22 protein-coding genes are annotated in these 26,700 nt (G+C 41.3%); 8 read left to right on the top strand and 14 right to left on the bottom strand.

The genetic code is table 11. The features are described from left to right. Positions 1-324: 324 nt before the first annotated feature. Positions 325-1,494 (top strand): pyridoxal phosphate-dependent aminotransferase, encoded by a 1,170-nt coding sequence (locus AB0756_RS21450; RefSeq protein WP_038083477.1) that lies wholly within the window; start codon positions 325-327, stop codon positions 1,492-1,494. 7 nt (positions 1,495-1,501) lie between these two features. Continuing rightward, entirely contained in the window at positions 1,502-1,942 is a 441-nt protein-coding gene (locus tag AB0756_RS21445; RefSeq protein ID WP_038083475.1) for a secondary thiamine-phosphate synthase enzyme YjbQ, read from the top strand. A gap of 189 nt (positions 1,943-2,131) precedes the next feature. Here AB0756_RS21445 and AB0756_RS21440 read toward each other — a convergent pair whose 3' ends face one another. After that, positions 2,132-2,812 (bottom strand): SDR family oxidoreductase, encoded by a 681-nt coding sequence (locus AB0756_RS21440; protein ID WP_038083473.1) that lies wholly within the window; start codon positions 2,810-2,812, stop codon positions 2,132-2,134. Positions 2,813-3,088: 276 nt separating this feature from the next. On the opposite strand from AB0756_RS21440, the gene AB0756_RS21435 reads away from it, so the two are divergent. Next, the gene (locus AB0756_RS21435; RefSeq protein WP_038083471.1) at positions 3,089-3,394 is read left to right on the top strand and encodes a hypothetical protein; all 306 of its coding nucleotides are present in this window, start codon (positions 3,089-3,091) and stop codon (positions 3,392-3,394) included. 241 nt (positions 3,395-3,635) lie between these two features. Here the strand turns inward: AB0756_RS21435 and AB0756_RS21430 are convergent, their stop codons facing one another. The 3 genes from AB0756_RS21430 to AB0756_RS21420 are packed head-to-tail and all read right to left on the bottom strand — an operon-like array spanning position 3,636 to position 8,488. Beyond that, positions 3,636-4,787 (bottom strand): hybrid sensor histidine kinase/response regulator, encoded by a 1,152-nt coding sequence (locus tag AB0756_RS21430; protein WP_050046813.1) that lies wholly within the window; start codon positions 4,785-4,787, stop codon positions 3,636-3,638. A gap of 1 nt (position 4,788) precedes the next feature. Then, complete coding sequence (locus AB0756_RS21425) at positions 4,789-8,334, bottom strand: PAS domain-containing protein (protein ID WP_050046812.1); 3,546 nt, start codon at positions 8,332-8,334, stop codon at positions 4,789-4,791. Further along, complete coding sequence (locus AB0756_RS21420) at positions 8,324-8,488, bottom strand: hypothetical protein (protein WP_153021450.1); 165 nt, start codon at positions 8,486-8,488, stop codon at positions 8,324-8,326. The genes AB0756_RS21425 and AB0756_RS21420 overlap by 11 nt, the downstream gene beginning before the upstream one ends. Before the next feature lie 589 nt (positions 8,489-9,077). On the opposite strand from AB0756_RS21420, the gene AB0756_RS21415 reads away from it, so the two are divergent. The 3 genes from AB0756_RS21415 to AB0756_RS21405 all read left to right on the top strand — a co-directional run bounded on the left by AB0756_RS21415 (position 9,078) and on the right by AB0756_RS21405 (position 12,412). Beyond that, positions 9,078-9,392 carry a hypothetical protein gene (locus AB0756_RS21415; protein ID WP_038083468.1) on the top strand — a complete coding sequence of 105 codons (315 nt, stop codon included), beginning with the start codon at positions 9,078-9,080 and terminating at the stop codon, positions 9,390-9,392. 225 nt (positions 9,393-9,617) lie between these two features. Next, positions 9,618-11,345 carry a succinate dehydrogenase/fumarate reductase flavoprotein subunit gene (locus AB0756_RS21410; protein WP_038083466.1) on the top strand — a complete coding sequence of 576 codons (1,728 nt, stop codon included), beginning with the start codon at positions 9,618-9,620 and terminating at the stop codon, positions 11,343-11,345. Between the two features lie 446 nt (positions 11,346-11,791). Beyond that, positions 11,792-12,412 (top strand): TMEM165/GDT1 family protein, encoded by a 621-nt coding sequence (locus AB0756_RS21405; protein WP_038083502.1) that lies wholly within the window; start codon positions 11,792-11,794, stop codon positions 12,410-12,412. Positions 12,413-12,482: 70 nt separating this feature from the next. Here the strand turns inward: AB0756_RS21405 and AB0756_RS21400 are convergent, their stop codons facing one another. Both AB0756_RS21400 and AB0756_RS21395 read right to left on the bottom strand, forming a co-directional pair. Further along, positions 12,483-13,211 carry a tetratricopeptide repeat protein gene (locus AB0756_RS21400; RefSeq protein ID WP_408036677.1) on the bottom strand — a complete coding sequence of 243 codons (729 nt, stop codon included), beginning with the start codon at positions 13,209-13,211 and terminating at the stop codon, positions 12,483-12,485. A gap of 74 nt (positions 13,212-13,285) precedes the next feature. After that, the gene (locus tag AB0756_RS21395; RefSeq protein ID WP_408104005.1) at positions 13,286-14,152 is read right to left on the bottom strand and encodes a tetratricopeptide repeat protein; all 867 of its coding nucleotides are present in this window, start codon (positions 14,150-14,152) and stop codon (positions 13,286-13,288) included. Between the two features lie 480 nt (positions 14,153-14,632). On the opposite strand from AB0756_RS21395, the gene AB0756_RS21390 reads away from it, so the two are divergent. Then, positions 14,633-15,682: a hypothetical protein gene (locus AB0756_RS21390; RefSeq protein WP_038083462.1), complete on the top strand. Its 1,050-nt coding sequence runs from the start codon at positions 14,633-14,635 to the stop codon at positions 15,680-15,682. 67 nt (positions 15,683-15,749) lie between these two features. Here AB0756_RS21390 and AB0756_RS21385 read toward each other — a convergent pair whose 3' ends face one another. After that, positions 15,750-16,919, bottom strand: coding sequence for a homocysteine biosynthesis protein (locus tag AB0756_RS21385; RefSeq protein ID WP_038076426.1), 1,170 nt, complete (start codon positions 16,917-16,919; stop codon positions 15,750-15,752). Between the two features lie 516 nt (positions 16,920-17,435). On the opposite strand from AB0756_RS21385, the gene AB0756_RS21380 reads away from it, so the two are divergent. Then, a complete protein-coding gene (locus AB0756_RS21380; RefSeq protein ID WP_038076429.1) occupies positions 17,436-18,209 on the top strand; it encodes a S1 family peptidase in 774 nt (257 codons plus the stop codon). A 659-nt stretch (positions 18,210-18,868) separates the two neighbouring features. On the opposite strand, the gene AB0756_RS21375 is transcribed toward AB0756_RS21380, so the two are convergent. The 7 genes from AB0756_RS21375 to AB0756_RS21345 all read right to left on the bottom strand — a co-directional run bounded on the left by AB0756_RS21375 (position 18,869) and on the right by AB0756_RS21345 (position 26,642). Beyond that, positions 18,869-19,072, bottom strand: a complete 204-nt coding sequence (locus tag AB0756_RS21375; protein WP_038076431.1) for a hypothetical protein — start codon at positions 19,070-19,072, stop codon at positions 18,869-18,871. A 369-nt stretch (positions 19,073-19,441) separates the two neighbouring features. After that, complete coding sequence (locus AB0756_RS21370) at positions 19,442-21,460, bottom strand: EAL domain-containing protein (RefSeq protein WP_167844761.1); 2,019 nt, start codon at positions 21,458-21,460, stop codon at positions 19,442-19,444. Positions 21,461-22,057: 597 nt separating this feature from the next. Continuing rightward, a complete protein-coding gene (locus tag AB0756_RS21365; RefSeq protein ID WP_038076433.1) occupies positions 22,058-22,639 on the bottom strand; it encodes an antibiotic biosynthesis monooxygenase in 582 nt (193 codons plus the stop codon). Positions 22,640-22,738: 99 nt separating this feature from the next. Beyond that, the gene (locus AB0756_RS21360) at positions 22,739-23,311 is read right to left on the bottom strand and encodes a DUF3611 family protein (protein WP_038076435.1); all 573 of its coding nucleotides are present in this window, start codon (positions 23,309-23,311) and stop codon (positions 22,739-22,741) included. A 407-nt stretch (positions 23,312-23,718) separates the two neighbouring features. Beyond that, on the bottom strand, positions 23,719-24,357 hold the full coding sequence (locus AB0756_RS21355) for a Uma2 family endonuclease (RefSeq protein ID WP_038076437.1): 639 nt from the start codon (positions 24,355-24,357) through the stop codon (positions 23,719-23,721). A 142-nt stretch (positions 24,358-24,499) separates the two neighbouring features. Next, complete coding sequence (locus AB0756_RS21350) at positions 24,500-25,168, bottom strand: response regulator transcription factor (protein ID WP_038076440.1); 669 nt, start codon at positions 25,166-25,168, stop codon at positions 24,500-24,502. Beyond that, positions 25,065-26,642, bottom strand: a complete 1,578-nt coding sequence (locus tag AB0756_RS21345; RefSeq protein ID WP_082051911.1) for a sensor histidine kinase — start codon at positions 26,640-26,642, stop codon at positions 25,065-25,067. The genes AB0756_RS21350 and AB0756_RS21345 overlap by 104 nt, the downstream gene beginning before the upstream one ends. Between the last annotated feature and the right edge of the window lie 58 nt (positions 26,643-26,700).

Genomic DNA, 26,700 nt, shown 5'->3' with positions numbered 1-26,700 from the left:
TTGCATTTTGACACTTCTTTGACTAAAGGTACTCAGAATTTTGGCGAAAGTCTTACATCGGTGATAAATCCACCTTCTTAGTCGCACCTAACAGCACATTGTTAAACTCCCAGTTCCGCAATGCACTACAAGCTCAAGGAATTCTTAAACTAAACACTCACTTGAATACACCAAGACAATGCTTCTGATAATCCACTTTGACCTTGTTTAAGCTGAGGTAATTACTTTTGGTACGATCGCAACCCCCACTCTCTAACCAAAATTGCTGCCTCTGTGTATCGCACTTTTGAGAGAAAATAAAGGTTGACTCAAATATGACCTCGCATGGAATCTCTCATCTCACGCATGCAGGCGGTACAGTCGCCTATCATTCCTGTAATTGGTGAACTCATTCGGAACAATCCCGGAACTATCTCTCTCGGACAGGGTGTTGTTTCCTATAGCCCACCTCCTGAAGCAATAGAGCTTTTGCCTAAATTTTTATCTGAACCAACCAATCATTTATACCAGCCAGTAGAGGGAATTCCGCTATTGCTAACTGCTTTAAAGGCAAAATTAGAGGCTTTTAATGGTATTGAAATTAATGGAGACAACAGTATTGTTGTAACCGCAGGTAGCAATATGGCGTTTATGAATGTCGTGCTTGCTATTACTTCGGTAGGGGATGAAATTATTCTCAATACGCCATATTATTTCAATCATGAAATGGCTATTGTGATGGCGGGTTGTCGTCCAGTCCTCGTCAAAACAGATGAAAATTACCAACTGCGCCCAGATGCGATCGCCCAAGCCATCACTTCCAAAACACGGGCTGTGCTGACGGTTTCTCCAAATAATCCCACCGGAGCCGTGTATTCAGAAGAAGCATTGCGCCAAGTCAATCAAATTTGTCGCGATCGCGGAATTTACCATATCAGCGATGAAGCTTACGAGTACTTCACCTATAACGGAGTCCAGCACGTTTCTCCGGGTGCATTCATTGGAAGTCGCAACTACACAATTTCTCTTTACAGTTTTTCTAAAGCTTATGGCTTTGCTAGTTGGCGCATTGGCTATATGGTGATTCCCAAACACCTGTTGGTTGCTGTTAAAAAAGTTCAGGATACAATTCTCATTTGTCCGCCCGTCGTTTCTCAGTATGCAGCTTTTGGAGCACTACAGGCAAAAGAAGATTTCTTGAAAAATCATATTGAAGCGATCGCAAAAGTGAGAGAAGTTGTACTCAAATCCCTGAATCGATTGCAAGACATATGTACAATTGTTCCTGCTGATGGAGCTTTTTACTTTTTCCTCAAAGTTCATACCGATCTTAACGATTTTGAGTTAACCAAACGCCTCATTCAAGAACATCAAGTAGCAGTGATTCCAGGGCACACATTTGGGATGGAAGATGGATGTTACCTCCGCGTTGCTTGCGGTGCGTTGCAAAAAGACACAGCAGAAGAAGGTATTGAGCGATTGGTTAAGGGCTTGCAAACTCTAGTTAAGAGATAGAAATTATATGCCAATAGTTAATCAATTCATCGAAATTGAAACAGATAAGGGAATTAACATTCACAACATCACACCACAACTTGAGGCGATTCTGGTTTCAACTTCTATTCAAAACGGTCAGCTGTTAGTCTTTTCTCGTCATACAACTACAGCGTTAGCTATTAATGAATATGAAGAGAGGTTATTAGCAGACATCAAAGTTTACTTGCAGAAGTTGGCACCAGAATCTGACCGCTACTTACACAATGACCTGCATTTAAGACCAAACATACCTCCCGATGAACCGATGAATGCTCATTCTCATTTAATGGCAATGACTTTAAGTACAAGTGAAATTGTTCCTATTGTAGATGGTAAACTTGCTTTAGGAACTTATCAATCTGTCTTACTTTTCGAGTTAGATGGACCTCGGAAAAGGACGGTGTTTTGCCAAATTTCTGGAGAGTGAAAATATTTAACTCTATAGAGAATGTTTGGAAAGTGACTGGAATTCGCATCTACACAAAAGAAGTCTGCCTGCGCGGACAAATTGGAAAGTTAGGTTTCTTAAACCCGCGCAGGCGGGTTTTGTCTGTATAGCCGCGAATTCTATTCGCATGGGTGTTATACCATCGCCAACATTTTTTCAATCGGTATTCTATTCATCTAAGCTAAACTTCTCAAATATTAGGTTTCCAAACAACATATTTTCATCCACTGCTGACAAGATTTTATTGTTAGCCCTTTCAGAATTTAAACAGCGACAAACTAATTGAGCAACATCTGCACGATGGATAGTACCTGCAATATTTGGGTTTTCAGTTAAAACTCCATTTCCTGTTGCTGGTTCTGACTTTAAACCACCAGGACGAATAATTGTGTATGTTAATCCACTTTCAATAAGATACTTTTCAGCTTTTTCTTTCTCTATTAAAACCGGTCTTAATGTTTCAAGAGCTTGGGGTGATAAAGCAACGATACTGTTACCACTACCAATGGAAGAAACGAGAATAAACTTTTTGACTCCTGCTTTGACTGCCACATCAATGAGATTTTTATTACCTATATAATCTGCTTTTTCTTCATCTTGAGGTAAACTACCAATTGTACTGATGACTGCATCAATCGGTTCTTCAGTCAATATAGCATTTTCTATATCTCCTATATTTAAAGCGTCTCCTAGAACGACCTTAATACCTATAGCTTCCAGTTCGGTACGAGCCACTTCCGTTCTCAAAAGTGACTTTATTTTTAGTTGTTGCTCACTCAAACACTTAGCAATTTCTCGACCAACGCCACGACTTGCGCCTGCTAGAAAAATGTAGGATGTAGTTGTCATAAATCTAAGTTCAAGTAGCTGTTGTAGAACAAATTACAATCTATAAATATATCTTTTTTATGTCGTTGCCATACATAAAATTTCATAATTTATATTTATCAAAAATTTTAATGATGGATCTATTACCTAAAGCAGAGTTATTTAATTCTCACGAAGGAGTAAAAGTGAATACCAGTCAAGATAATTTAATAGGAAATCCAATACTTGACTTTACAAGTCGGGCGTCACAGTCATAATTGACACTTTTAAAGCAACCTAAAAGGAAGGAAATATTTTATGAATAATCCAGAAAAGCAAGCATTGCCAGAAGATCCAGCACAAGCAGAAATTGGTAGAGGCGCTCCTGGTGACGACCACTACGGGGTACAACTAGCACAGACAGTAGGAGTCAATGCACCAGATGAAAGAATTCCCGCCAATACCCCAACAGAATTGAACAAAGAACAACTTGAGGCTTTTGAAGAGCAAGAAGAAGGTACATTACATACCACAGATGGATATGTAATTGATGAAGCAGGTCAGTTGAATAATTTTGCAATTGAGCCACCAATGTATGTTGAGGGCGAAGAACCTAGAGCTTAACGTTTATTTGTTGCAAAATTAGTTTTTTATCTGCGATATAAAGTATCGAAGAAACCCGGTTTTTCTTAAAATCGGGTTTCTTGGTAAATAAGAATCGGAAGCAATACTACTCGGTTAAGCTAAAAACACAAATTCAAGGTGGGTTGGGTTGAGGAAAGAAACCGAACATTTATCAGCATTTGTTGGGTTTCGCTTAAGCTCTACCCAACCTACAATTTCTCTTAACCGAGCAGTATTTATGCTAATTATTGGAGTGTGGAATGTGGGAAAAATTAAAACTTTGCTTGGAGTAGAGCGTGACAGTAAATATACTTCCAGTGCTGAGTTCACTGACAACGCCGATCTTTCCTCCATGAGCATCCACACACTTTTTGACGATAGATAATCCCAAACCCGTTCCGCGAATTTTACCGACATTGCTACCGCGATGGAAAGGGGTGAATAACTTTTCCCGATCTGCTTTTGTTAATCCAATGCCCCGATCTTGAATTTGAAATTGAACAAAATCTAGCTCACACTGTAAATCGAATATTATCTTACTGCCAGCTGGGGAATATTTTATGGCATTCTCCAGAAGGTTGCTCAAGATATGGTGCAACAATTTGGGATCGAGTTCATAAAAAGGATGCTCGGTTTCGTTGCATCCTCGAACGGTAATTACTAGATCGTGTTTGGTTTTGGGAAGAGATTGCAGTTCCTCTACCAGATTAGAGCAGAACTCGATAATATCGATGGGTGCTGATTCACACTGAAATTGCCCTCGTTCTACTTCGCCTACCACTAACACATCTGTAATCAATTGTGACATTTGGTGGATTGTATTTTTAGCCCGTTGAATGTGGGCAGCTCGCTTTTCGGGGGTGAGGGCAGTTTGTTCCAATAGTTCTAGCGTCAAAAGTATGGAGCTTAACGGATTGCGAAATTCATGGGAAACAATGGAAACGAATTGGGACTTTAGTTCGTTCAATTGCTTTTCTTGCTCTAGCGCCTGCTGTACCCCTCTTTCGGCTCGATGATTTGCCAAAGCAACTTGGATGGCAACACTGAGATCCTGCTCTTCAAAAGGCTTGACAACGTAGCCTTGGGGACGGGTGGCGATCGCTTCTGTTAAAGTTGCTTCATCAGCATGGGCAGTCAGAAATACGATTGGTAAATGAAACTGCTGACGAATCAACTCAGATGTCTCAATCCCCGTTGTTTCACCTTGCAGGTAAATATCCATCAACACCAAATCAGGCTGAGTTTTTGCGACTAATTCTAGGGCTTTCTCCGCACAATTAGCCGTCCCCGCCACCCCATAACCCAGCTTGCTCAGATGGCGCTTAATATCCAAGGCAATGATCCATTCATCTTCTACAATGAGTATATTTACAGGGGATGACGGCTGTGACATATTACGACCTTTTTCTAAAGGTTATTGTAAACTTGCTCCCCCCCTGTCTGTCTAGTTCAATTGCTCCTCCAAGTTGTTCGGTTAACCCGTAGACTAGTTGCATTCCCAGAGATTCAGTATTTTGCGGAGCGATGCGAGCTGGAATACCTACCCCGTCGTCTTTGACAACTAAACAATAATTGCTGTTATCTGCCAACCAAAATGCTAGGTTAATTTCACCCTGTTTTTTGGGGAAGGCGTATTTGAGAGCATTAGAAACCAACTCATTAATGATTAAGCCACAGGGAACTGCCGCATCTAAATCTAGCTCTAGGTTAGCTAGTTCGAGGTTGACACGAATGGATGAATCAGACGTGCTATAGGAGCGAACTAAGTTATTCACCAAATCTTGAATATAGGTAGCTACGTTAATGCGGGCAAGATTTTCGGAACGATAGAGGCGTTCGTGAATCAGTGCCATTGTTTTCACGCGCTGCTGGCTTTCATTGAGTAACTTTAATACAGAGGGGTTGTCAGTACTTGTAGCTTGCAGGCGTAGCAGGCTCGAAACCAGTTGCATATTGTTTTTAACTCGGTGATAGACCTCTCGCAGTAAGACTTCTTTTTCCTGGAGTGATGTCCGCAGTTGGCGTTCAATTTGTTTGCGGCTGCTAATATCTCCCAAAGAACCGACCATGCGAACCGGATTACCCTGCTCATCCCAAACTGCGATCGCCCGATCCAGAACCCATTTATACGTGCGCTCTTGACATTGCATTCGGTATTCCACAGCAAAGGCGGGAATTTTCCGGTTCAGGTAGTCCTGTTTTGCCGTCGTCACTCGCTCTACATCTTCTGGGTGAATCAAGTTGACCCAGCTTTGCTCATCAGACCCAAATTCCTGCTTGGAAAAGCCCAGGATCTCGTAGAATCGGTCTGAACGAAAAGCTTCATTAGTTTTGATGTTCCAGTCCCAAATGCCGTCATTGCTGCCCTGAATAGCTAGTTGCCAGCGTTCTTCGCTTTGCCGTAAAGCTTCCTCCACTTGTTTGCGATCGCTCACATCCAGAACGATGCCGTACCAAAAAATTTCGTCGTTCTCTCGCCGTTCCGGGCGAGAACTGACTCGCACCCACTTCAGCTGTCCTGATGGGGGAACGATACGATATTCATGAAAGAACGGTGCCATCGTTTTCAGGCTATAATTCAGTGCTGTAAAATAATTAGCGCGATCGTCTGGGTGAATCTGGTCGTAAATGGGGGCAGGATCTTGCAAAAGTTGCTCTGGTGATATTTCTCTGAGTTCCCAAACTGCCGGACTGACGTATTCAAAACGGATGAGAGAACCATCGAGATGAGTGACTAGAATGTAAATTTGAGCAGGTGAAGCTGCTGCAATTTTTTGAAAGCGGGCTTCACTTTGCCGCAGTGCTTCTTCTGCTTGCTGGCGTTCTGTAATGTCATTGCCAACGATGAGAAAACAGGAAAGACGATCGATATCAATGAATTCGGCTGAGGCGATCGCGGTATGGGCTTCTCCTGTTTTTGTACGGATAACACATTCCAGATTCCGCACACTTCCCAGTTCCAGTAGATATCGCTGAATCATTCCTTGATGGGCAGGATTGATGAATAGCTGAAACTCATCTGCACGATGACCGAGCATTTCCTCACGCTCATAGCCAAACAATTGACAAAAGGCATCATTGATTTCTACGATGCGCCGATCTTGCAGAGAAGTAATGGCGATGGCGTGGGGTGAAATGTGAAAAATCTGCTGAAACTTTAATTCTGCTTGCAGTCGAGTGTGAATTTCTTGCTGGAGTTGCTGGCTTCGCTCTTGAACGCGCTGTTCTAGTTTCCGGTTGAGTTGCTGCAATTCGGCTTCCGCCTGCTGACGACGATCTAGTTCTTGTTGTGCTTGCTGATAGAGTTGGGCTTGTTGAATGGCGATCGCTAATTGATCGGCAACTTTACAGGCAAGCTCTACTTCTTCATCCTTCCAAGGAGCCTTTTGTTGGGTATTTGCCAGCGATAGGGTGCCCCAAATCTTACCGTTGACTGCAATCGGGATAATCAACCAGATGTAAGGAAAGATTTTGGTGATTTCTCGGTTTACTGGATCGTTTACCCGATCTATGCTATCGATCCGCACGATTTGAAATTGCTTGATTTGAGCAGCATAAAGATTGCCCTCATCAGGAATTTCAAACCCTGTAATATCAGGTAGTGATTCATCTATGCGGTGACAGGCAACCACGCGCCAACATGAGTCATCATGAAAATACTTGACAATTGTTGTCCGATGAATGCCCAAAAGCTGAGCCACTTCAGCCATTGTGGTGGAAAAGATGGTAGATAAATCCAGAGAGTTACGAATACTTTGCACAACTCGATTTAGGGCTTGCGCTTGTTGTGCCTGTTGTTGCAAGACACTCTCAACGTTTTTGCGATCGCTGATATCCATCAGCAAGCCATCCCAAATCACATCACCATTAACTTGCAGCTCTGGTTGAGCCGCACCTTGCACCCATTTCAACAAACCAGAGGGGGTAATAATCCGCCATTCCCAAAACCAAGGTTGTAAAGTCCTGGCAGATGTCACAATCGAGGCTCGCATGGCGGCTGCGTCATCTGGATGCACTAAATTCCAAATTAAGGAAATATCCTGCTCAATTGCCGCCGCCTCAATTTCCCAAAGACTTCGACTCCCCGGACTCATATAGAATACCTCATCCGAGGCATCGGGATGAAGCACATAACGGTAAATCACTCCCGGCACATTCGCTGCTAGATGGCGAAATCGGGTTTCAGCCAGTTTACTTTCTGTAATATCCTGAGCTACACCAGCTCGACGAATCACTCTTCCGCTTGCATCAAACACGGGGAATCCACGATCGCAAACCCAACGTATTGTTCCATCAGGTCGAACAACCCGATACTCAATTTCAAATGGTCTGCTGATATGACTTTGCAGGTGATTAATGACACGTTGCCGATCGCCCGGATGAATGGTATCAATAAACGATTGGGGATTCTCATACAAACTCTCGCAGCTTTTTCCCCAAATCTTTTCATATATAGGGCTGACAAAGAGCATTTGCTCTATTTCTACATCTGCCAGCCAGAAAACTTCTTGAATGTTGTCTGCCAGTTGCCGAAACTTTTCTTCACTTTGGCATAAGTTGGCAAAGGATGCTTGAAGTTGCTGTGCCATTTGGTTAAAGGACTCAGCTAGGGCATTTATTTCTTTGATACTGTGTTGCTGCTTGATGCGATAATCCAGATTGCCTTCTGCTAGAGCTTCTACAGCTTGGCTCAGGCGGTGAATTGACAGAGCCAGCCAACGCGCAGTTAAAAACCCCAAGCCTGCTCCCCATAGCAGTGCTACCAGGCAAAACCAGAGTGTGGCTTGAGTATGAGCATGAATTTGCTCTGCAAACAATGCAAAGTATCCTGTCAGTCCTGCTATCACTAAAATTTGTAGAGTAACCGAACCAATTAGAACAGCCTGCAAAGAAATGTAACGGCGAATTTTGCCTGAATCGTTTAAATTTTTAGCTGGCATGGTCTAAAAGCTCTTTTAGCAAGGTGTCTCTTTTCTGCACGTATTCAAATGTTTCCTTAATAATAGGGCGATCGCATGGATAAATGAGCAATTTAGGGGCAGAATGATGTTGATTTCTCCCATTTGCCCCTGCTAAAAATATTGTATCCCACATTCCGCACTTCAATAAGTAGCACAAACACACTGCGTTAACAGCAAATTTCAAATTAGAATTTTAACAATCAACTAACCATCCAAAAAATAAATTACCAAGTCAAAATTCCAGCTTTTTTATCGTATCGAATTAAAATAACAACCTTATCGAATAAGGTTTTGACGTTAATCTACCGATTCTTAATCGTGCCAGCTTATTGATAGAGTTTAAACAAAAAATCAAGGATTTCAAAAAATCATTTTTCGTTTTTTTTCGTCCATTTGATTTCCAACTCGACTTATGTGTACGTGCTAGCCTTAAAAAGGGAGGAAATGGTATGCTCCCTTACATCAAGCATTTAATCAATTAAAGATTGTAGCGTTAGCTAACTGAACGTAATGTTACTTCCAGTAAAGCTTCTTAGCGTTTTACATCTCATGATTTTTCCAAAAAACATATATCTATAGATGGATGGCGTCTGCTTGTTTCACTTCAGGAAAAAATCAATAATTGTGAAGGGATATTACAATTGTTTCAAAAATATTTAGAAATTGTCGAAAACCCAAACGTAGCTTTAAGGTAGACCTATGGGAGATTTTAGAGGCAAATTATGACAAATAACATTCAAAAGTATAGGTTTGTCTGTACTCTTACGTTTGGAGACATATACGGTCAGATCATTGTTTGGCTGATCACGATTGCTTTAAGCTTGGCTTCTGCTTTAGCACTTATGGGTGCGAGAAGACCAGTTTATGCTTTAGCAGCCGTTGGACTTGTCGTTCTATTATCGCTACCTTTCTTGCTCTTTGCCTTCGTCACCACATTACTCAATCACATTGAGGTATCTCCAGTTGAACCAGGAACTAAAACGCAACCAATCCCTGGTAACGTTTCTCAGCAACAGCCAGTACAAGCGACAAGTTAACGTGCTAACTGCTAATTGCTAATAGCTAATTGCTCGTGGAAGCAGTTAGCATGAACGCAACATCCCTGCCGAACGCGGGGAATTTTTTTTCAGAATAAACTAAAAAAGTATGAAGTTTGAAGTATAAAGTATAAAGGATGAAAGACAAGAAATCTCCGTATAAAAACAATCAGTTATATTTCACATTTTATCCTTCATCCTTTATCCTTTATATTTTTTATCATTATGTTTGAACATGATGTGATTATTGTTGGGGGCGGATTGGCTGGATGTCGCGCAGCATTGGAAATTGCGAGAACTGACCCCAGCCTTAATGTGGCGGTAGTGGCGAAAACTCACCCCATTCGCTCGCACTCAGTTGCTGCACAAGGCGGTATTGCGGCTACTTTAAAAAATGTGGACTCTACTGATACTTGGGAAGCTCACGCTTTTGATACGGTAAAAGGTTCTGATTATTTAGCAGACCAAGATGCGGTGGAAATTCTGACCCGAGAAGCGCCGGATGTGGTCATTGATTTAGAACACATGGGAGTTTTGTTCTCACGCTTAAATGATGGTCGCATTGCCCAGCGTGCTTTTGGAGGACATTCTCACAATCGAACTTGCTACGCTGCGGATAAAACGGGTCATGCTATCTTGCACGAGTTGGTTAATAACTTAAGACGAAATGGTGTTAAAGTTTACCAAGAGTGGTACGTAATGCGTCTGATTTTAGAAGAAGGTCAGGCAAAAGGTATTGTCATGTACCGCATTGAAGACGGGAAAATTGAGGTAGTGCGGGCTAAAGCGGTGATGTTTGCCACTGGTGGTTACGGTCGAGTGTATAACACCACGTCAAATGACTATGCATCTACTGGTGATGGTTTGGCAATGACTGCGGCGGCTGGTTTGCCGTTGGAGGATATGGAGTTTGTTCAGTTCCATCCTACCGGGTTATATCCAGTCGGCGTGTTGATTTCGGAAGCGGTACGTGGAGAAGGGGCTTACCTCATCAATAGTGAGGGAGAGCGTTTTATGGCAAGATATGCTCCGAGCCGCATGGAACTTGCTCCCCGCGATATCACTTCACGGGCGATCGCATATGAAATTCGTGCCGGACGGGGGATTCATCCTGATGGTAGTGCTGGCGGACCTTTTGTTTATTTAGATCTGCGGCATATGGGAAAAGAAAAGATCATGAGCCGCGTCCCCTTTTGCTGGGAAGAAGCACATCGCCTAGTCGGTGTTGACGCCGTGACTCAACCCATGCCAGTCAGACCAACCATCCATTATTGCATGGGCGGTATACCAGTGAATACTGACGGTCAAGTACGCAGTAGTGGTGAGGGTTTGGTTGACGGGTTCTTTGCAGCTGGAGAAACCGCTTGTGTTTCCGTACACGGTGCCAATCGCTTGGGTAGCAATTCTTTATTGGAATGTGTCGTTTATGGACGTAGAACAGGGGCTGCGATCGCACAAGCCGTGCAAAAACGCAAACTACCCCTTGTGGACGAGCAACGCTACATCAGCGAAGCCAAGCAACAAATACAAACTTTGTTAGACCAGCCCGGACAATACCGCATTAATGAAATTCGTCAAGCTTTTCAGGATTGCATGACTCAATATTGCGGTGTTTTCCGAACAGAAGAATTAATGCGTGAAGGTCTGTTGAAATTACAAGAGTTACAACAGCAGTATTCGCAGATTTATCTAGATGATAAAGGCGATTGTTGGAACACTGAAATTGTAGAAGCGATAGAAATGAGAAGTTTAATGTTGGTAGGGCGTATTATTCTCGAATCAGCAGCCAATCGTCGGGAAAGCAGGGGCGCTCATTTCCGCGAAGATTATCCTGAAAGAGACGATCCTAACTTCCTCAAGCACACAATGGCTTATTATTCTCCTGCTGGAATCGATATCCAGTATCGCCAAGTTGCTATTACCATGTTTCAACCACAAGAGAGGAAGTATTGAATTGGCTAATGGCTAATGGCTAGGCTAATGGTGAGACTATTGCTGTAGGAGGGTTTCCCACGACCACCGGGACTGGCGAACAAGGGACGGCTAGTAATTTCACAATTAGCTATTAGCTATTAGCCATTAGCCATTAGCAATCCCTTTACTATATCCAAAGACAGATGTATAATAATTTAATTGAAGGGGAGTAGCTACTGGCAAAAAGATTTTGTCAGTGCATCTGAATCAACACACTGGCGATGAGCCTGGTTCGGATGACAAAAAGCTTGAGAAAGTCAAAAGTCAAAAATGTACGGTTGATGAATTATTGACGTTTGACTCAAAGCTGCTTATTGGAAGTGAGACCTTCACTAAGTTCACACAACGAAAGTGTGAGCTTGGTGAGGTCTTGTCAACTCTCATCGAGCTCGCATGAGTAGATGATTTTGAAGGAGCTTGAGAGAGTGCTGACAGCTTTTACTGCAGGTTTGTTATTAATTACGGTTTCTGAGTTAGGCGATAAAACATTTTTCATCGCCGTGATTTTGTCGATGAAACACTCGCGGCGTTTGGTTTTTGCAGGTGCGATCGCGGCTTTAGCGGCAATGACTGTACTTTCTGTGGTGGTAGGACAAGCCGTTTCATTACTCCCAAAAAGTTTTATTCATCACGCTGAAATAGCTTTGTTTTTTGGTTTTGGTGTCAAGCTACTTTACGATGGATACCGGATGCAGGCGAGCACTTGTTCTACAGAAGTGGTTGAAGAAGCAAAAGCCGCAGTGGAAGTTGCCGATCGACAATCGATGAAAAAGAACAATTACTTAGGAGTAATACTACAAACTTTTGTGCTGACATTTATGGCAGAGTGGGGCGATCGCACTCAAATTGCCACCATAGCACTAGCAGCCGGAAATAATCCCATAGGAGTGACAACAGGTGCAATTTTAGGACACGCGATTTGTGCAGCTATTGCTGTCATTGGTGGAAGAATGATTGCTGGGCGAATTTCAGAGCGTACAGTCACGCTAGTCGGTGGATTTTTATTTCTTTTATTTGGTGTCTTGGCTGCTATTCAAGGGAGTTAGGAAGACACGGGAGACAAGGTAGAATCTTCTTGTCTACCCCCTCTCCCCCCTCTCCCTTGTCCCCAATCCCCTATCCCTCCGGTGTTGGTGATGCTGTGGTAGAAAGAACAGAGGAGGATGATGTTGCTGCTTCCTTGTTAATTTCATCTTTATACCGGGCTGGTGCTAGAGCCACAGCCCTAGTAAATAAAAGTTTTGCTTCTTCTGTTTTACCCTGTTTCTTTAAAAGCATTGCTTTTGCTACGACGGGACGGAAATCTTGCTTGTCGTTCTTAATTGCGCGATCGTAAACATTAAGGGCTTGAGCATATTTCTTTTGAGAGTCATAAACACAACCCAAAAGCACTTGTACGGCGACTGTATCCACGCTTCCTGGCTGAATTTTATTTGCTTGAGCAGCAGTATTGAGTGTATCTTGTAGCAAACCAATAGCTGCTTCGGGTCGTTTTTGGTCTAACAAAAGTGCTACCATGCCTTGCAACGCATCTAAATCACCCGGTTTATTCTCTAAAACTGAGCGAAAAACTTGGGCTGCTCCTTCTCTATCTCCAATTTGGTGTTTTGCTTGAGCAAGCAGGACTGCGTATCGTGTTTGTTTTGGCTTCAGCTTGGCCAACCTTTCTAGAGGTTCAATCACCTCTTTAATATTACTCCCCTTCAAACGTATCAGTTGTAAACGGGTTGTAATTAAGCCTAGCAGTGCTGTTTCGTTGTCTGGTTTTCGTTGCAAAACTTGTTCGTAACCCCTTGCGGCGTCTTCCAGGTTAGTTTTTTCGTCAGAGGACGTCGAGTTTTTCATGAATAATGCGGCGTCTTCCAGGTTAGATTTTTCGTCAGAGGATGTCGAGTTTTTCATGAATAATTTAGAAATTCCTATCCCTCGGGTGTTGGTGATGCTGTGGTAGAAGGAACAGGGGAGGATGATGTTGCTGCTTCCTTGTTAATTTCATCTTTATACTGGGCTGGTGCTAGAGCCGCAGCCCTAGTAAATAAAAGTTTTGCTTCTTCTGTTTTGCCCTGTTTTTTCAAAAGCATTGCTTTTGCTAAGACGGGACGGAAATCTTGCTTGTCGTTCTTAATTGCGCGATCGTAAACATTAAGGGCTTGAGCATATTTCTTTTGAGAGTCATAAACACAACCCAAAAGCACTTGTACGGCGACTGTATCCACGCTTCCTGGCTGAATTTTATTTGCTTGAGCAGCAGTATTGAGTGTATCTTGTAGCAAACCAATAGCTGCTTCGGGTCGTTTTTGGTCTAACAAAAGTGCTACCATGCCTTGCAACGCATCTAAATCACCCGGTTTATTCTCTAAAACTGAGCGAAAAACTTGGGCTGCTCCTTCTCTATCTCCAATTTGGTGTTTTGCTTGAGCAAGCAGGACTGCGTATCGTGTTTGTTTTGGCTTCAGCTTGGCCAACCTTTCTAGAGGTTCAATCACCTCTTTAATATTACTCCCCTTCAAACGTATCAGTTGTAAACGGGTTTCAATTAAGCCTCGCAGCGCTGTTTCGTTGTCTGGTTCTCGTTGCAAAACTTGTTCGTAACCCCTTGCTGCGTCTTCCAGATTAGTTTTTTCGTCAGAGGATGTCGAACTGCTTCTGTTGCTGCTAGATTCTTGCCTTGAAGGCTGCGTATCATTAAACGCCGCAATCAAAGGAATCATTGATACTCCAACAAAAGCAAGAACTGCGAGTAGCAAAACTGCATTAACCATCCAGCGATTGCGAGATTGAGACACAAAACCGTCCTTAAACTGTAATAACAAAAGAAAGTATGAAGGCTAAAGGATGAGAGATAAAAAATGAATTACAATGTAATCATCTTATACTTCATACTTTATACTTCATACTTCATCCTTTAGTTGACATTATCGGTCACATAAATCAATTGAGTTAAAAATTTTAAAAACTTTGCGGAATCCCGTGAGTTACTTGTGAATTTTATAACAAATAGCAATATACGCACTCCATACAAGTGTTGACTTTAGGAGGAACCTTGTGAGTTTGAGCTATGATATGCTTCCGAAACTAGTTATAGAGACGCTAAATAACACCTAAGCGTAATATGTATGCGAAGTTTCGCGTCTTTAATTGTTATGTAGAGCGTTAGGCGTACTTGTCTTGAAAGGAAATATACTTCCAAGCGTAGCACAAACGCTCTTTCCAGCTGCCTTAGTAAAATCCCACAATGGGATCTGTCTCCGCCGCAAGGAGTTTTTATGAATTCCGACCTGATGCCGTCGTCCGAATCGTCCAATTTAACAGCTTCAATAGAAGCTCAAACAAATCAAGATGCCGATACAAATGCAATTGTCCTTGCATTTGCATCTGCAAATGAAAATGCAGTGCCTTCCGTTCCCGAACCAGAAAACTTGCCCGAATCCCCCGGTGAGACTGCTTGTGATGGGAACTTCGTTAGCAGGCAACAACCAATTCCACCTCCTAGCGAACCAATGCAGTATCGAGCCATTGGCTTAGTCCGAGGTCGTTACGTTGCTAGTGACGAACAATTTACCCAAGGTAAAATGGTAACCTCAGATGGTACAGAGCTTGATGCCGTCCTTCTAGGTCGAATTATGAGTCTAGTGAAAAATCATTTAGACTTGGAAGCAGAACATCTGTGGGTTGTTTATCCTCGCACTCGCCAAGAAAATGATAATTTGCACCTGCAGATTGTAGGAGTTTGGGAGCCGGAAAATTTGGCGCAAGGTCGTCAAGTAACTGATGAACAAGAAGATATAACTTCTGAAGATTTGCCAGTACCGAAAGAAAATTCATTAAATTCCGTATTGCCATCTTCAGAAATTCCAGACGGTGGTTTTTCCGTTCGTGGAGAAGTTGTTTACCAGTCTAATGAAGCAGGCAATTTGGTCATTAAAATTAAGCAGGCTCCACGCAAACAAAATGACAAACCTAAGTATTTTAAGTTAAAACTTACAGCTAAGCTTGAGACTAAAGCAGTTGGTAAGTTCTGGGACTTTCAAGTCACGCGCAAAGCTGATTTATTATTAGTCGAAAGTGGGGAAGTTATTGCCGATTTACCTAAAAAGCGCAAACCACCAAGAAAAGGTGGTTTCAAAGGAGGTGGACGTCGTCCGGGTGGTCCGGGTAACAAAAGACCATTTGCTCCGAGACAGCGGAATGGGGAACTTCAACGCCCCATTCGGAAAAATGGTGACGCCTCTACACCCATACCATCGCGTCCGAGTCCCGTCTCTACCAAACCTACTCCCAAGCCAGTGAAGCGCCCGAAGCCAACTCAAGAATAAGGATGAATTATGAATTATGAATGCTGAATAATGAATTTCATAATTCATAATTCATAATTCATAATTCCTAAAACTCTGTCCATCGGTCTTGTGGTAGAAAAGACCTCTCCATCGGGATTTGAGCAACGGGTTCTGTGAGAGTAAAGTCTCCTAATTCAATCCATTTTTTTAACTCTAGGGCAACTTGTCGGGAAAAAAATAAACTTGCTAGGGGTGCTACACGAACAGTTTTACCTTCAATGGTTATGCGTCCGGATTTAAGTTGAGCATAACTGACTAAACCAAAGGTGGGACGAACTCGTCGGGGAATGGAAAAATCTACTACTGGGGCTACTAAATCTTTGTCTTGGATGGCACATTTTGCCACTACTTCTTCATTTAATACGGGGAGTGGTATCCCCACTCCCAACATTAAAGATGGACCGTAGCTTTTGAAGTAACAACCTCTCACCCAATGTCTATCCATTTGCTTGGCGTCACCAATTAAAGCTAAAGTTGCAGCCGGACCAATGGGTGTTCGATTTGGTAAGCGCTTTTGTAAGGGGAAATGCTGGGTTCCTTCCCAAGCAACGTAACCAATTCCACCTCCTAAAAAAATTCGCGTACCAATTCCAATAAGTTGTAAGTCTGGATCGTTGAGTAAAGGAGCAATAGCACCAGGGTTGGAGTAAACGGCATTGCTTAAACGTGGCTGTAGCGGACCAAGGTAAGTGTACAGCGGGCGATCGCCTCCATTCACCCCAACTATAAAATTTTGATAGAGATTGCGAGGATTAAATAAATAAAATTGATTGATTGTTTCACGAGTAATCGTTGTTTCAAAGGTGGCTCTTGGATAACAATCTGTGACCTGTCCTTGGGCTCTTACGTGTACGGGTTTGCCAGCTATCAAGTCTTCAATGACATGACCTCCCCCACGTTCCCGGACTTCTTCACCATCCGTCACTTCCACAGCACAGCTTGCACCTAAATATAAATCTACTGCTCCAAAACCAGAGTAGACAGGTACATTATCTAACCAGCAGCGACGAATTTTTATCGGTGGATCGGTGTGTCCGAGGTTAATAATTGCACCGCTCGATTCCATCGGCTCAAAAGTACCAGTTGCAATCACATCAACTTCTTTAGTAACTTTTGCTACACCAATTTCTTGCACTCGGACTTTTAATTCCTCAGCGGTCAATACTACCGCCTGCTTGCGGTTGATTTTGTCATTGATTTCCGCAATTGTTCGCATATAAAAAGATGTAATTCCGATGCTTTTCAATTTTCTCAATCATATCGATATCAGTGTCCCGTGACTAGCGCTTGGCTCTTGACGCTTGGTTGATTGGCAAGTCCCTTGCTTGTTTTTTATAAAAAATTTCCGCGATCGTCGTATTTCTCTATTACCTACGGAACTTTTATTTGATTTTTCAAATATACAGTAGGGGGCCAATGCCACGAAAAATCTGAATTGGTGGGCATTACCCAACCTACCGAGCGACTTAGGAATCCTACGATTAAAGAAAATCAAGTAAAAAAATGATTAATTTTACTTAAGGTTTGTTTAAAGTAGATTGTTAACTCAATATTTATACTGATATGTTTAAGAGCAAAGTGAAAAATTAAAAAATTATCTCCCCGAATTCTTCAAGAAATTGGGGAGATGGATAGATTTTTAGCAAAAATTAGAGGCTAATTTATTAGTATTTTTTGATCTATTTAATGAATTTGTAAATTCTGAGATTGATTTCTAACAACAAAAAGATTTATGAATTTCAATTCTAGCTTGCCAGCAACACTTATTGGAATATCGATGGTTATTGTGCAGACACAAGTTGCTGCAGCGCCCTCTCCAATAGAAATTGATGAAATAGCACAAGCTATTACCGTACTGATTGATGCTGGAGAATTGGGTTCCGGTTCGGGGGTAATTATTAACAGACAAGGCAATGTTTACTCTGTTGTTACCACAGCTCATGTACTCGAACGTCCAAATCTTAAATATGAGATTGTGGCTCCCGATAATCAAAGGTATGTGCTTAATTACAAAACAGTTAAAAAGTTGCCTGCAGTAGATTTAGCAATTTTACAGTTTACTAGCACAAACAATTATAGAGTTGCAAAGTTGGGGAATTCGGATGGAATCCAACGAAATGCAAAGGTTTATGTTGCTGGATTTCCCGGACGTACAGCGACAATTCAACGTCCAATTTACAACTTTATTGCTGGTAAAGTCATTGCTAATGCTTTGCGATCGCAACCCGTATCTGATAGCGGCTATAATTTGGTTTACGATAACTCTACGCTACCTGGAATGAGTGGTGGTCCGGTATTGAATGACCAAGGTGAGGTCATTGGAATTCACGGCAGAGGAGAAATTTTTAACTATGAGACTCCGAAGATCAATCCTCAAGTCGCCTTCGTGTATACAGGTAGGAGTTTGGGTATTCCAATTAAAACATTTTTGCAATTAACAGGTAGGGATGAAACAAGCGCAATCTTACCTTTTCCTGAAATTCCAATTGCGGGTTTTCCTAAGTGATATCTTACACCAAGACCCTGTAGATAAATTGCGCTATCTTCAATCTTGTATGTGTCGGAAAATCAGTTAAGTTCGTTGGTTTGAGGATATGATGTTATGTTGACTCATTTGAACTTTACAGAGTTCTCTTAACTTTTTATGTAAAATTTTGTATCAGTATTCAACATTTCTGATTTTATTTTGTCACTTTATAATATGCAATTATTTACAAAAATCTCACTAGTCTGTCACATTTTATATCTAATCTAAAATTAGTAAATCAACCAGTCTTTGGGACTAGAGCTTTTATCTCATACCTACAGCAAATTGCAACAAGTATGAGGTACAGATTGTTGTAAGGGCGTAAGGCATTGCGCCTCTACCGATGTACTTCATGTACCGGAAAAATGCTGCATATGGTATGAGATTTTTGTTTTTAGCTTTTTTGTGATGATTTATAAAATTACCTTTTTTAAAGAGCAATTATTCCTGCCATCGCTAGCGCAAAATATGAATGATAATGGGCATCCGCGTTATGCACCTAGAAAACGACATTTTGTCAAAAGACCAGTGAAGCAAATAATTTCAGTCTGATTTTGTAGAAGCGAAAACGAAAACGGGAGAAATCACTACTACGAGTAATTTCTCCCTAATGATTTTACAGTATTCCGGTCACCGGATTATGCAAGTTGTACTTCAATGCCCAGTGAAGTGATTAGAGCCGCATAGGCTTCTTGCTTAGTTAACTCCTTGCCAAACTGACCATTTTTAAAATCCCTCCAATACCAAAAAGATCCTACTAGACTAACTATTCCTGCATAATCTTGATTGTTATTATCGTAAATTGAAGTTTTTGTCGGTGTATCGGTTGCTGAATACCTCATAACTGTAATCGTTCCTATGATTCGAGAAAAAATGTCTCCGTGTAATATTGTAAAAACGATTATAAAAATTTGATGAAATAAAATACCTAATTATTTCCGTGATAGTACTATAATACAGCGTTCTTTTCTCACAGATTTTTCTTATAAAAGAAAATGCGATCGCCTATCATTCCAGCTACTACACTGCGATCGATCTCTTATAGCTCAATCAAGCATCCAGGATGGTGGCTCAATTTACGTCAGTTTCAAGGTAGTTCAGGTACTATGCCTTTTCTTTCTTCTTCAGCAAGCTCTAAGTTAGCGATGCACGGATGCTTGAGAAGTTGCCAATTTCTTTTGGTTGTTCGGGGAATGAGGTATAAACAACTTCTATGACGGCTCCAATTTATACTTTGGTCCCCACCTCAATGACTCAAATATTTTTTCACACTGTTCTTTATCCAATCTTCGCTTGATTTCAGGAGTAGCGATACCAAAATTATGACCTTGTATATATTCAACTCCAAGCTCGACTACTAACTCTCTTAATGAGAAATGACTAAATTCATCAAATCCTTCAATAATTGAAAAACAGGGAAAGTCATATTTCAAATCAATCAGATACTCTATGACGCTTCTTCCCAATTTTTTATCAAAATTCAGAATACTCCTATCAACTTTTACATATGTTGGATCGACCTCTTCTAATCTTGAAATAGAAGCATTTCCAACTCCAAAATCATCAACAGCAAACTTGACGTCATAGTTCTTTCTGTACTTTCTAGCTATACTTTTAAAGCTTCCCAAACCCTTTCCTTCATCATTAACAATTGATGGGAGGAGAGTTTTTTCAGAAATTTCAAGCACAAGTTTCTTTCCTGATATTAGCTTCTGTTCTGCAATCAGCTTTGCCAATAGCTTTTCATATGAAGTACGAACAATACTTGAAGGATAAACATTAACCGAAAGCATTTTTTTCTCATCATATCTCCCTGTTTGTGCTTTTTCAGTAGCTTGCTTGTAAGCCTTGATCGCAGTTTCTAAAATATAAAGATCTAGTTCTGTTTGGAAACGAACTCCCCACATTTCAGCTACTTCAAATAAGTCAGATGGAGCACGACCAGTTTTTGGATCGCGAGCTAATGCTTCCCAACCTGCAATTGTTATATTTTCCTCATGTTTATCAAAAAATATTATTGGTTCAAAAAAAATTTGAATATTCTTCAAAGATTTACGAAAACCATTAAATCTATCCTCATAAGATCGATCGCTTACAAAACCGTACTGACGCTTGACCGAATCGTATATTCTATATTTAATATCTTCCTTTATGCTAAGTGGGTTAAAGGTTTGTTCCGGTTCATATAAATTACCAATTATAATGCTAATAATATCTTCCAATTTATCTAATTGGCTGGAAGCACCAAAAAGGATAACTACATATTTTAGCCTTTGATTGGGAATAGCAATTAAATAACCTTCTTCAGGAAAATCAAAGTCTTTGTCTATATAAAGTTTGTAAGCTCTATCCGATTGGAAAATTTTTAAGTATTTATTTTTTAAAAAAGAGTTAATTAGGTTTGCATTAATTTGAATTGATAAATTGCTTGCTCTACTTTCCTGAAGAACTACGTCATTTTCGTAGCTATATATGTAAACCAATTCTGCTTTAAAAAAATCTTTGATAGCATTTGTCATCCACAACTCAGGTAAAGATGTTGGATCTATTTTTTCTATAAAATCTTCTAGTAAAATATCGTATTTTTCAAAAATACTAGGTAAGGCTTTAAAAGAGTTTTCCCGATCTACTAAACTTCCATTATTCTTGTCATTATTAAAAATAAAATAATTATTTTTAATCTTTAGAGTAGGTACTAAATTTTCTGGAGATCCAACAAGTTGCATGGCAACACATCCAAGCTTGTATGCAAGTTCATATGTTTGCCCTGAACCAAGTGCATCATAAAAGCTAACGGCAAACTCAATTGCATCTCTATCTTTGATTTCTTGCTCCATACCAATTACACGATCGATATATTGACTAATAGCTTCAAACTGGAATTTTGAGTAACACGCATTTAGGAAGACACACTCTACTTGATGAGTAAAGGACTTAAAGAGATTGGCAAGACCTTCTGTATTAACTAGTTGTATGTTTCCTTGATTATCCTCTAAAGCAATTCCTTCCTCTGCATTTCCATGTCCGCAGAAATGAACAATGTTTGGTTGTAATTCAGTCATCGATCTGACTAAATCTCTTGGACGTACAGCCCATCGTGTTTGTAATACAAACTGACTTCGGTTTTCAGATCTCTTCAAAGCTTCTTCAATATCTCGAACTTCTTCTGCTAATCGTAATTGTGTGGTATTACGTGGGTTTGCAGCTAAGACTAAAATTGTTTTTGTCAACTTTTCACTCCAGTTCTAGAAGAGCGCGGTTATGTTTTACAGTGAAATTGTAAAGTACGTCTAGTTTCAAGCAAAGTGATTGATATCACACGTTTAACTTAACTTAAACAGAACGCGCTGTTGAAGATGCTGGCAAAGAAAAGATGTTGAGCAATATTTATTAATGTAAATTTTTAAAAATTTTATACTACAAATACACAAAAATTTTGGTGATTCAAAATTCCCATTTTTACAATCCACCTTGGTTTTGAACCCTAAGTTCTCGAAAGATGATTCAGAACACGATCTTCGATGACTCCTAAGATGCACATTTTATAACCCTCATATAGCAAGGCTTTCAGAAAATGAAAAAAATGTGCGTCTTTCATATATTACTAGCGGCGATTTTCACGGCTAGTCGGAGGCTCAGATCTTGTACCAAAGTATTAATACTGATTTTTCTAGTTTTAATAAACATATATTTTTATCAAAAAAACGAAAAATCAGAGTTTATAGCCTACGTAGATCTCTATTTATTTGTATATTTTCACCTTTATATGGTGTAGGTGCAAGATGTCAGATGAGAACTTATGGAATTGCGATCGCATTCTATAAGTATCAGACTTTAGGATAGAGCCACCTTTGAAATACTTGTGTCAGACGGGGCATTACCAGATAGGTGAGCAGTGCTACAACCAGTCCGGTTGTGAAGAGTTGATTGAGCAATACGGGCAAACCGGACAAAAGTGGAGCCAACAATCGGCTGACAATCCCCAGAGTAACAAATACTCCCAACCAAGTAATCAGTGCCATTTTGTAACGAGGAGGTGGAGCCTGGAGTGGCTTTTCAGATAGCGTGAACCAAGTTTCCAATCCAGTCAGGGTTTGCACGTTCTCTGGTTTCTCAATCAATGGCTGCAACCGCTCAATCCAGTCACGCCGCACGTCAGATGTCATCCATTTTTTGAGATTAATGTAGCGATCGAACCGCAGAATGACAACGTATTCTGGATGACTGCGTTCGCGAGGTCGAATAATGCTTACACCCATGTATCCATCAAACTGCTTGGCAGCGGGAATAATGCCGTGCAGCCATTCCTCATACCCCTGCTCTCGCCCCGGACGAATTACATGGGAGATAATGGCAGTGACTTGATGATTTTCCTCATCTGTACCGATTGCGATAGGCTCGTCTAACATCACATTTAACTCGCTCTGGTGACTGTGCTGCCAGCAGTTTATCAACGAGCAAGTATTCAAAACAAGCGATCGCAAAGTCTTTGCCTTGGGACGAGCAACCTATCGATCTAACCACTGAAGCAGCCCAAGTGAAGTAGCGCTTCCTACAAGGTGAGCGCCAATCAAATTGACGTTTGCCAAAACTACAAACAGATCTAGCGAACGAATAAGATTTTCAGGTCTATAAACTGCCACTCCTTGAGGCAGAGCGAGAGCTTTCGATAGCACGGCAACAACGGTCACTTCAGATGCTAAAAAAGCTAATAATAAGCCTATCAAACTGACGATTAATCCAATGCGTAATACTTGAATTACGTCCTCTTTCCTTGGATGTAGTTCGCGATTTGGGGACTGTAAAAGTTTGTCTAAACGTCTGTAGCGATTCACCCAATAGAGCCTGAAACACAGCACTAAAATTCCAAGAATACCAAAAACAACTCCAAATCCCATCCCCGAATTTGTAGTTGTTTGGACAATGGAACTGCGGCTAAATATTGCTAAGAACAAAGCCAAGCTAGAAACAGCACCTAGTGCTAACTGTATCCAGAAACTAATCGGTCTTACTACATGAAAAGTAGCTGCAAATTTTTGCTTTGTTGGTACAGGTAGATATGAATTTAAGTCATGTGACATATTCCTTCTCCTTAAGCACGAGCGACTATATTTTTATTTTTAATAAGTGAGAAGTGCTAGATATAGATGTTTGACTTGCTCGGTTAAATTAATTGATTGGAGGATGTTTTAAAATTTCTCTAAAATTAAGTACATCCCGTGCTACTCCAATAATAAGCTATCAAATATTAACGTAAGTTAAGTCAGTCTCTAGAAAGATGTAGAGAGCAGACATTTCTTGATTCTAGGTAGTAAGTAATTTAGACTTAAGATTGAAGACAATTAATTTTAAAAACTGTGTCACATTATTGTTAATTTTTTTTTAATTGAATGCATACAGACCTTTGCATCTAAAGAAGTTACACTTCAGACAACCCTACTTGATGCCTTGAGTGTGCGGTAGATCGGGATTTCACCAAGTTAACCTGCTATATTAAGTTGCTGAAGCGTTGTTTAAGATCGCGGATAGCAGCACTTGTGTTGCGATCGTAAGCAATTTGAACGCATCGGGCGATAGCACTTAACAAATCAAAGTCTGGAAAATAGCGGCTCTGGGTTTGGAGGTGGTAATGTGCTTCTTGTAACTGGTAAATCAACGGCTGTTGATTTTTAAACAGCCAAACTTCAGGAACGCGATAAGGAAGATAATCGCATACATCTGAATAACTGGTAACATCAATTTCGATGACTAAATCGGGAGGCGGATCTTGTTGCCAATCGATGCGTTTTTTCCCAGAGATCGCTTGCCAGTTGTTGATGTAGAAACAATAATCTGGCTCAATCCCACTCTCTTCCGGCAAAGTCATAGTCACAGGTGTAAACGCATCATATTCCCGCCCATCGCGATCCAGTAGTGCTTTCACAATGTCCGCGATTAAATTAGCATCGCGTCCGTGTACTGGTAAGGGCGACATCAGCAAGACTTCTCCATTGCGATACTTGAGGCGTGGGAGCGAACTATCTCCCCTCCGGTCACACAAACTCTGATACTCTTGCCAGGTAGCAGGTAAGCGCACTACCGACCCCGGTGGTAATTGGATTTTTTCCGGTGAGATGAGGGCAAACATTGTTTGGGATCTCTTTTACGGTGGCATACTGCTAATGATAACGGACAAATTCAGGCGGCTCAATTGAATGAGAAGCGATCGCATCCTGTTAAGAACAAGGCAGTTTTTTCATCATTGAACTGGTCACAGTCATCGTTCACTGTTAAGTTCGCAAACGATAACCAATCCCCCTAACGGTCTCAATCCGATCGCTTCCCAATTTCTTCCGCAAGTGACCTATATAAACATCAACAATATTTGACCCCGGATCGTAGTCATAACCCCAAATGCGGTTAAGTAATTGTTCTCGACTCATAACCTGCATCGGATGACGTAGAAAAACTTCTGCCAATATAAATTCACGAGTGGAAAGTTCTACCAACCTATCTTCCACCCAAACCTCTCGTGCAATCAAATCTAAAGCAATATTGCCAACTCTCAGAATAGTTTCTTCCTTTGCTCTGGGGACATGACGGTTGCGTAATTGAACTCGGATGCGTGCTAGCAGTTCTTCAAACCGAAATGGTTTGGTGATGTAATCATCAGCACCTCCCTCCAATCCTGCAACTGTATCATCCACACCATCACGGGCAGTCAGTACAATGATGGGGAAGGTTTCTCCTCTTCCCCGCAACTCTTGCAGTACATCCAAGCCATCTTTATCTGGCAAACCTAAATCGAGAATCAACAAATCAAAATTATTACTATCCGCCATGTTCAACGCATCTCTAGCCTTGGTGGCGACTGTGGTTGTGAACCCGTGTGCTTGTAACCCTGTTTCCAGGAAGGCTGTGATGCGAAGATTGTCTTCGGCGATAAGAATCCGATTCATGAATTCGGTCCTCTTCGTCAGACGTAAGGGGAATGACAATCGTGAAAGTAGACCCATGACCCAGACGACTGACAAGTTCGACCCATCCACCATGAGCTTGAGCGATCGCTTGCACAATGGCCAATCCCAACCCATGACCTTCTGACTGGTCTTCTTTCGTCGCCCTTACAAAACGCTCAAATATGCGTTTTTGGTCTTCTGGGGCAATTCCAACTCCAGTATCCCTTACCCAAATATAAACATAATCCCCTTTCACAGAGGAACCAAGTGTAATGGTATCATTATTGCTCGTATAGCGAACGGCATTCTGAATTAAATTCATCGCAGCTTGAGTTAACCTCTGACGGTCAACCATCACTGGGCTCAACCCTTTAGATTCCAACCTCCAATCTCGATTGGCTAGCGATCGCGCTTTGAGATATATTTCCTCTGTGAGCCAATCTAATTCTTCTGGCTTTATCTTAAGAAAATCCGGGCGTTCTGTTTTTGCTAACAGTAGCAAGTCATTAACCAGGCGGCTCATGCGGTCTAACTCATCCATCACCAAGGCAATAGTTACCTCTTGTTTTTCCGGGCAAAACTGTAACATTTCCAGATGACCCTGAATCACTGTAATGGGAGTCCGCAGTTCATGACTGACATCGTTGAGAAACTGTTGCTGGCTATCAAAGGCAAACTGAAGCCGATCGAGCATTTCATTAAACGTTTTTGTCAACTCCGCTATTTCATCTGCTCCCTTGACTGGAATCCGCTGTGTCATATCTGACTCAGTGATAGATTGAGCAGTTTTCGTTAGCAAACGTAGGGGATACAATACTCTCCCAGCCGTCACCCATGCTAGTAAGAAAAAGACGAGCAGGACGATCAGCGTAACTTGCATGACGAGGAAAATCGCATTTGTTCCCGCTTGAAAAGCTGCTGAAGCATCGTGAATTGCAATAAGCATGGCTCTTTCCCCACCTATACTAACTGGGTATGCCACATAGCGAATCCTTTGTGTAGAAGTTTGTATGTAACCGTTCTTTGGTTCCTTAAGGTGAGTCCAGCGCCGTATCAGAGCTGGGTACTGCTCTAAAAGCTCGGAAGGTAAAATCGGGCTGTATCTGTAAATTTCGTTGTTGATGAGAGTAATAATATACTCATTCTGTGTAGGAGCATAGGTAGCCAAAAATTTATCAAACAATACAGCCGTCTCTACTGCATTTCCCGGTTGCTTTGCACTATACTGCCTTTCCAATAACTTAAATCGCGCTACTTCCTTAATCAAAGAAGCGTCAGCTCTTGCTTTTAAGTCTTCACAATATATCTGGCGAGTGGTTTGGATGGAAAATATTGCCGTACAAGCTGTGAGCAGAAAGTACCAAACTAAAAGACGGGCGCGGACGCTATAGAAAACTCTGCGCCATCCTTGTGGAGGTGGGTATTTTGCTACCATTCCTGTAGATTTGCTACTTGCTTGATATTTATTTGCCATTTTTCTACAAATTCGCTAACAACATTCAGTTTCCGCAAGCAAGGTAAATGAGGAGTGA

Origin of the sequence: Tolypothrix campylonemoides VB511288_2 (assembly GCF_045999855.1) — a bacterium.
GTDB lineage: Bacteria > Cyanobacteriota > Cyanobacteriia > Cyanobacteriales > Nostocaceae > Scytonema > Scytonema bouteillei_A.
Note: the sequence above shows the minus strand (reverse complement) of the source record. Positions and strands in the feature narration are given on the sequence as shown.